Origin of the sequence: Nocardia sp. NPDC059154, from assembly GCF_042755705.1 — a bacterium.
GTDB lineage: Bacteria > Actinomycetota > Actinomycetes > Mycobacteriales > Mycobacteriaceae > Nocardia.
In genome coordinates this window covers 185,470-191,876 of record NZ_JBHZCS010000008.1, presented here as the reverse complement: position 1 = coordinate 191,876, position 6,407 = coordinate 185,470, and the positions used below count along the sequence as shown (strand labels likewise).

At 67.1% G+C, this 6,407-nt stretch carries 7 protein-coding genes and 1 pseudogene; 3 read left to right on the top strand and 5 right to left on the bottom strand.

Annotation, left to right across the window (positions count from 1 at the left end):
* A pseudogene (locus ACFXN1_RS10275) lies at nucleotides 1-274 on the top strand (MFS transporter); the annotation flags it as partial.
* Between the two features lie 290 nt (nucleotides 275-564).
* Here ACFXN1_RS10275 and ACFXN1_RS10270 read toward each other — a convergent pair.
* Together ACFXN1_RS10270 and ACFXN1_RS10265 are read right to left on the bottom strand one after the other, a co-directional pair.
* Nucleotides 565-1,572: a 3-isopropylmalate dehydrogenase gene (locus ACFXN1_RS10270; protein ID WP_379463545.1), complete on the bottom strand. Its 1,008-nt coding sequence runs from the start codon at nucleotides 1,570-1,572 to the stop codon at nucleotides 565-567.
* Nucleotides 1,573-1,751: 179 nt separating this feature from the next.
* Complete coding sequence (locus ACFXN1_RS10265; protein WP_379446540.1) at nucleotides 1,752-2,063, bottom strand: hypothetical protein; 312 nt, start codon at nucleotides 2,061-2,063, stop codon at nucleotides 1,752-1,754.
* A 35-nt stretch (nucleotides 2,064-2,098) separates the two neighbouring features.
* Here ACFXN1_RS10265 and ACFXN1_RS10260 point away from each other — a divergent pair, with 35 nt between their 5' ends.
* Nucleotides 2,099-2,341 carry a hypothetical protein gene (locus ACFXN1_RS10260; protein WP_379402810.1) on the top strand — a complete coding sequence of 81 codons (243 nt, stop codon included), beginning with the start codon at nucleotides 2,099-2,101 and terminating at the stop codon, nucleotides 2,339-2,341.
* Between the two features lie 75 nt (nucleotides 2,342-2,416).
* Here ACFXN1_RS10260 and serA read toward each other — a convergent pair whose 3' ends face one another.
* Complete coding sequence (gene serA / locus ACFXN1_RS10255; protein WP_379402811.1) at nucleotides 2,417-4,015, bottom strand: phosphoglycerate dehydrogenase; 1,599 nt, start codon at nucleotides 4,013-4,015, stop codon at nucleotides 2,417-2,419.
* Between the two features lie 252 nt (nucleotides 4,016-4,267).
* Nucleotides 4,268-4,420, bottom strand: coding sequence for a hypothetical protein (locus ACFXN1_RS10250; protein ID WP_379402812.1), 153 nt, complete (start codon nucleotides 4,418-4,420; stop codon nucleotides 4,268-4,270).
* 412 nt (nucleotides 4,421-4,832) lie between these two features.
* On the opposite strand from ACFXN1_RS10250, the gene ACFXN1_RS10245 reads away from it, so the two are divergent.
* Entirely contained in the window at nucleotides 4,833-5,792 is a 960-nt protein-coding gene (locus tag ACFXN1_RS10245; protein ID WP_379463544.1) for a DNA polymerase beta superfamily protein, read from the top strand.
* Between the two features lie 87 nt (nucleotides 5,793-5,879).
* On the opposite strand, the gene ACFXN1_RS10240 is transcribed toward ACFXN1_RS10245, so the two are convergent.
* On the bottom strand, nucleotides 5,880-6,098 hold the full coding sequence (locus ACFXN1_RS10240) for a cold-shock protein (RefSeq protein WP_354837910.1): 219 nt from the start codon (nucleotides 6,096-6,098) through the stop codon (nucleotides 5,880-5,882).
* Nucleotides 6,099-6,407: the final 309 nt, after the last annotated feature.

Sequence of the window (6,407 nt, the reverse complement as noted above, 5' to 3'; positions counted from 1 at the left end):
CCAGTGGTGGGCGGCCGTCCCGATTCTGGTCGCGGCCTCGGTCATCACGGTGGCCGACAACGGCCTGGCCTTCACGGCGGTGGCCGAGATCGCCGGTCCCTATTGGTCGGGTCGCGGGCTGGGTATCCAGAACACGGGCCAGAACCTGGCGGCGGCCGTGATCGCCCCGGCCTTCGGCGCATTGATCACCGCGGCCGGTTTTCCGATCACCTACCTGCTGGCGGCGGTGGTGGCGCTGGCGGCAGTCCCGTTGGTGCCCAGGGGTTCCCGGTGACCGGCTGATCGCCGGCAAATCAGGAAGAGCTGTGCCCGTTAAGTTTTCGCATCCTAATGAAATTGTGCGATATGCCTCACTGGCCCAGGAGGTTTCAACGAAACCCCTCCCAGGATTGCATTTCGGCGACGAGGAGGGAACGGACGAAGCGTGTGAAGTAGTCGGGTTTCGACGATTCGCCGGGTGGTACGGACCGGCGAATCACCTTGCCGGGCTCGATATCCGGCCGTGAACAAGGAAAAGCCCCCGTTCGCCGCTGTTGCGGGAACGGGGGCTTGACCGTGGAAACGCTAGAGCGAGGCGGCGATCCGGTCGCCGACCTCGACGGTCGAGGCGGCACCCGAGCGCGACGCCAGATCCTTGGCGACGGCGGCCTCGATGCGGGCGGCCTCCTCGGCCTTGCCGAGGTGGTTCAGCAGCAGGGACACCGACAGGATCGCGGCGGTCGGGTCGGCCTTGGACTGGCCCGCGATGTCCGGGGCCGAACCGTGCACCGGCTCGAACATGGACGGGTTGGTGCCCGAGGCGTCGATATTGCCGGAGGCGGCCAGGCCGATGCCACCGGAGACGGCGGCGGCCAGGTCGGTGATGATGTCACCGAAGAGGTTGTCGGTGACGATCACGTCGAAGCGGCCCGGGTCGGTCACCATGTGGATGGTGGCGGCATCGATGTGCTGGTACGCGGTTTCGATGTCCGGGTACTCCGCGCCGACCTCGGCGACCGTGCGCGACCACAGCGAACCGGCGAAGGCCAGCACATTGTTCTTGTGCACCAGGGTCAGGTGCTTGCGGCGCTTGCGGGCGGTCTCGAAGGCGTAGCGGACCACGCGCTCGACACCGAAGCGGGTGTTGGTGGAGACCTCGGTGGCCACCTCGTGCGGGGTGTTGACGCGGATCGCGCCGCCGGTGCCGGTGTAGGGGCCCTCGGTGCCCTCGCGCACGACCACGAAGTCGATGTCCGGGTTGGCCGCGAGCGGGCTGGTGACGCCCGGGTACAGCTTGGACGGGCGCAGGTTCACGTGGTGGTCCAGCTCGAAGCGGGTGCGCAGCAGCAGGCCGCGCTCGAGCAGGCCGCTCTGCACCGACGGGTCGCCGATGGCGCCCAGCAGGATGGCGTCGTGCTGCTTGAGCTCCGGAATAACATTGTCCGGGAGGATCTCGCCGGTGGCATGGAACCGCTTGGCCCCCAGGTCGTATTCGGTCTTCTCGACACCGGGCACCACCACGTCGAGCACCTTGAGGGCCTCGGCGATGACCTCGGGACCGATACCGTCGCCCGGAATGACAGCCAGTTTCATGAAATCCATGCTCCGTTCGATAAGACGCGCGGGTGATCCTCTCCGCGCTGGCAGGAGAGTCACCGGCCACCATAGCGGGTACGCCCGCAACCCCTTTCACCAGGGCGAATCGCTCCCAACCAGTGGGATCACCGGCCGCTCGCGCCGGGCCGCGCCGGCGGGCTACGGCGGCACGTGGGCTAGGGCCGAATTCCCGCGCGACGGCACTCCTGTTGGACGCGCAGGGAAAGAGCGTCCTGCTGCCCCGCCACCGTCCGGCACCACTCCTGCGCCTGCGTGCCACACGCCCGCTGCTGCTGACCACCCATCGTCCCGGCGGAAAGCACTGCGACACAGCCATTCTCGGAGCGCGAGTAATCCGGCCGATGATCGAGCACCGCCCACGCCACCACCCCCGCCACGATCAGCGCGACGACGACAGTGCTCCCGATCAGCAGATTGCGCCGCTCCCGCGCGGACAGCGGCTCGGTCGGCGGCGTCTTTCCTCGCATTCATCAATCATGGCGGGGTCGGTAGTGTTCGGTGGATGTTCGACAATCTCCGACTCGAGCGCAAACTTCATCGCCTGGAACGCAAGATCGATCTCATCATCGAGCATCTGGGTATCGCCGATCCGGGCGGCGCCATCGACTACAGCGCGATCGACGATCTCCTGCAGCGCGGCAAGAAGATCCAGGCCATCAAGCTGTACCGGGACCAGGACCCGACGGCCGGTCTGGCCGAGGCGCGCGACGCGATCGAAGCCCGGGATCGCCGGCCGGGTCGCTGATATTTCCCCTCGAACGCATCGGGCCCCTTCCACTGTCCGTGGAAGGGGCCCTCATCGCGTTGCGCGAGGTCTATCTCAGTCCAGGCTGACCAGGGCGACCTTGGCCGCGCCGACGGCCTCGGCGATGGCGCTCTGGACGTCGGCCGGGACCTCCTTGTTGACGCGGAGGACGACGGTGGCGCCCTCCTGGTCGAGGTCCTGGGTGAGCTGGGCGGCGAGGATGTCGATACCCGCGTCGCCGAGCTTGGTGGCCAGGCGGCCGAGCTGACCGGGCTTGTCCTCGTAGGCGAGGACGGCCAGGTTCAGGCCCTCGGCGCGCATGTCGTAGTTACGGCCGTTGATGTTGACGATCTTCTCGACCTGGGCGGGCTCGGTCAGGGTGCCAGCCACGTTCAGGGTGCGGCCGTCGCCGAACACGGCGCGCAGGTCGACCAGGCTGCGGTGGGTCGGGCTCTCGCTGTGGGTGGTGACCGAGGCCTCGAGGCCGCGGTCCTTGGCCAGCGACGGGGCGTTGACGAAGGTCACCGAGTCCTCGATGAGGGCCGAGAACACGCCGCGCAGAGCCGAGAGCTCGAATACCGCAACGTCTTCCGAGGACAGCTCGCCGCGCACCTGGACCTCGATGGAGACCGGCAGCTCGTCGGCGAGGGCGCCCAGCAGCGCGCCCTGCTTGCGGACGATGTCCAGCCACGGGGCGACGATCTCGTTGACCGCGCCACCGGTGACGTTCACCGCGCCGGGCACGAACTCGCCGGCGAGGGCGAGCTGCACGGACTTGGCGACATCGGTGCCGGCGCGGTCCTGGGCCTCGGCAGTGGAGGCGCCCAGGTGCGGGGTCACCACGACCTGCGGCAGGTTGAACAGCGGGCTGTCGGTGGACGGCTCGGTCTCGAAGACGTCGATACCGGCGGCGCGCACGTGGCCGGAGGTGATGGCGTCGGCCAGGGCCTGCTCGTCGATCAGACCGCCGCGGGCGGCGTTGACGATGATGACGCCCTTCTTGGTCTTGGCGAGCGTCTCCTTGTTCAGCATGCCCTTGGTCTCAGGAGTCTTGGGCAGGTGAATGGAGATGAAGTCGGCGCGCTCGAGCACCTCGTCCAGGGTCAGCAGCTCGATGCCCAGCTGGGCGGCGCGGGCCGGGGAGGTGTAGGGGTCGTACGCGACGACCTTGGTCTCGAAGGCTGCGAGACGCTGCGCGAACAGCTGGCCGATGCGGCCCAGGCCGATGACGCCGACGGTCTTGCCGAAGATCTCGACACCGTTGAACTTGCTGCGCTGCCAGGTGTGCTCGCGCAGGGTGGCGTCGGCGGCCGGGATCTGGCGGGCGGCCGAGAGCAGCAGGGTGACGGCGTGCTCGGCGGCGGTGTGGATGTTGGAGGTCGGCGCGTTGACGACCATGACGCCGCGCTCGGTGGCCGCGGGCACGTCGACATTGTCGAGGCCGACGCCAGCCCGGGCGACGATCTTGAGGTTCTTGCCGGCCTCGAGCACCTCGGCATCGACGGTGGTGGCCGAACGGACCAGCAGCGCATCGGCTTCCGGCACGGCCGCGAGCAGCTCGGGGCGGTTGGGGCCATCGACCCAGCGCACCTCGACACCGTCGCCGAGCGCGTCGACGGTCGACTGGGCGAGCTTGTCGGCGATCAGAACAACAGGACGGCCTGCTTGGCTCACGGTGGGGTACTCCTGAGGAAGGGTTCCGGGATTTACGGGCGATAGCTTAGTGCGCTGGGATCCGGGGTGTTTTACCGCCTGGTAGGCAACTGCCATCAAACCTGTGAACTGCGGGTTTACCCGAAGCGTGTGTCGGAGATACCGGAACCGGCTCCTGGAGCACGGCTCGGACGGCAACTTCGGCCGGCAGCATCGGATCTGCCGCCGCGCCGTCGGTCCAGATCTGCGCCAGTGACTGCAGCGCTTCGATATTCACAGTGACAGCCCCGATTCCGTTTCTCGCGTGGATCTTTCGGTGCGTCGGTTCTCACCTGCGGGTTCCGGGCCGGCGGCCGGTAGGTCGGCGTCCCACCAGGCCGGGGTCTCGTCGGTCTGGTCCGCGGTGGCGATCATGATGTCGGCCACGGCGTAGCCGAAGATAGGGCATGGCCGGGAAGGTGCCTCAGCGAAAATGCGACCTCGACTTTCGGCCGACTTCGATGGACTTGCGCGCTCTGAGGGCACAATTCAGGGTGTTGGGACACCCTTCACGGATAGCCGAAAGCCCGGCATCGGAGCTACGGAGTCCGAGACCGGGCTTTCGAAAGTCGAGTAATCGACGTCAGCAGTTCCTAGCGGCCGAAGGAGCCGGTCCACAAGGTGGACAGGATGCCGTGCAGCGCGGCCGAACCGGTGTCGAGCAGGCCGTTGAGGGCAGCGGAACCGGTGTCGATGATAACGGGGATCATGAAAATACCTCTTCTGAATTCCGTACGGACTTTCTGACGTGAAGCCTATCGGGCCGGTTTCACGGCCTGTTACGGGGGATTTACGCTATGTGACCGGCGTCACGACATGCGGATTCTGTGGCCCCATTCATATGAGTGTCGAATTCCCGCCATATAACGTGGCTATCACGCCCCTATTTCTGGGGGCCTCGGCGCACGGAAAACGCGTGGACCAGCGGGATCCCGGGACGCTAACGTCGACCGCCATGACCCTGCGCTCGATCCCCGCTTCCATGGACCCGGCGGTGGTCGCCACGATCGACGGCGAACTGGACCGGATCGTGCGTGAACACCGCGTCGACGTGCTGCTCGCCATCGAGAGCGGTAGCCGCGCCTGGGGCTTCCCCTCCCCCGACTCGGACTACGACTGCCGCTTCGTCTACCTCCGGCCGCTGGACGACTACCTCACCCCCTGGCCCGGTCGCGACGTCATCGAGACCCCCTTGGTGGGCTTACTCGATGTCAATGGCTGGGACCTCGTGAAGGCGCTGCGGCTGCTGGTGAACGGGAACGCGGTCCTCATCGAATGGCTGATGTCGCCGATCGTCTACCGCGGTGACGCGCAATTCCGGGACGAATTGCGCGCACTGGCCGACGAAGTCGCCGACCGTAACCGGGTGGCCCGGCACTACCTGCATCTGGGCCGCCGGCAGTGGCGTCTCTTCGATACCAATCGTTCGCTGAAAAAGGTGTTCTATTCGTTGCGGCCGGCCATGGCATTGCGCTGGCTACACGAATACCCGGATAAAGCGGTGGCGCCGATGCATTTGCCGACCCTGCTCGACGAATGCGATCTCCCTGACGATTTCACTACCGCCGTGAAAGAACTGACGGAGTTGAAATCCCGCACTCGGGAAATGGGCGCCGGCAGCGTGCCCGAACCGATCGCGACGTTCATCTCCACCGAATTCGAGCGAGCCGCCGCGGAATTCGCCGGGGACGACCCGGCCCACCGGCAACATGCACAGGCTCTATCCGCGGAATTCTTCCGGCGGCGGCTGCGCGGCTGACAGAATCCCCAGAGCATCACGCAGCGGCGGCCGCCCCGATCATCTCGGGACGGCCGCCGCGATGCGTGTTCGGCCGGACGCCGCGTCTCAGTAGTCGGCTCCCGCAATGACCCGCACGATCAGCGCCTCTGGCCCCGGCTTGGTGCGCCGCACCTCGAATTCGACCCGCTGCCCCTCCACGAGCGACCGGAAGCCCTCGCCCTCCACCGCGGTGTACTCCACGAACACGTCCGGCCCGCCACTGTCCGGGCTCAGGAACCCGAACCCCTTTTCGCTGTCGAACCACTTCACCGTGCCGTGCACCATTACCAAACCTTCTCGAACCGACGGGACTCCCACGCCCCCGCGCGTGCCGCAGTCCATGGTGTCACGCCCCCGGCCCACACGGTCGGCCGCCACGCCCGCCCCGGCCGCTCCCACAGCCAAGGCAACTCACACGGCCCTACCTCCCTATCGAATTTCCCTGCCTCTACGTATCACTCAGGTTCCGCGGCGGCACGACCCCGCGTCGCATCTGTGTATTCGCGTCCACGGGACGAGGTCACCGCGAGTCGCGGCCGCGCGCCGCGTCTTTCGCAGTGCTCTCGCGGCAGGTGCCCGGGCCGGCCCTTCTTC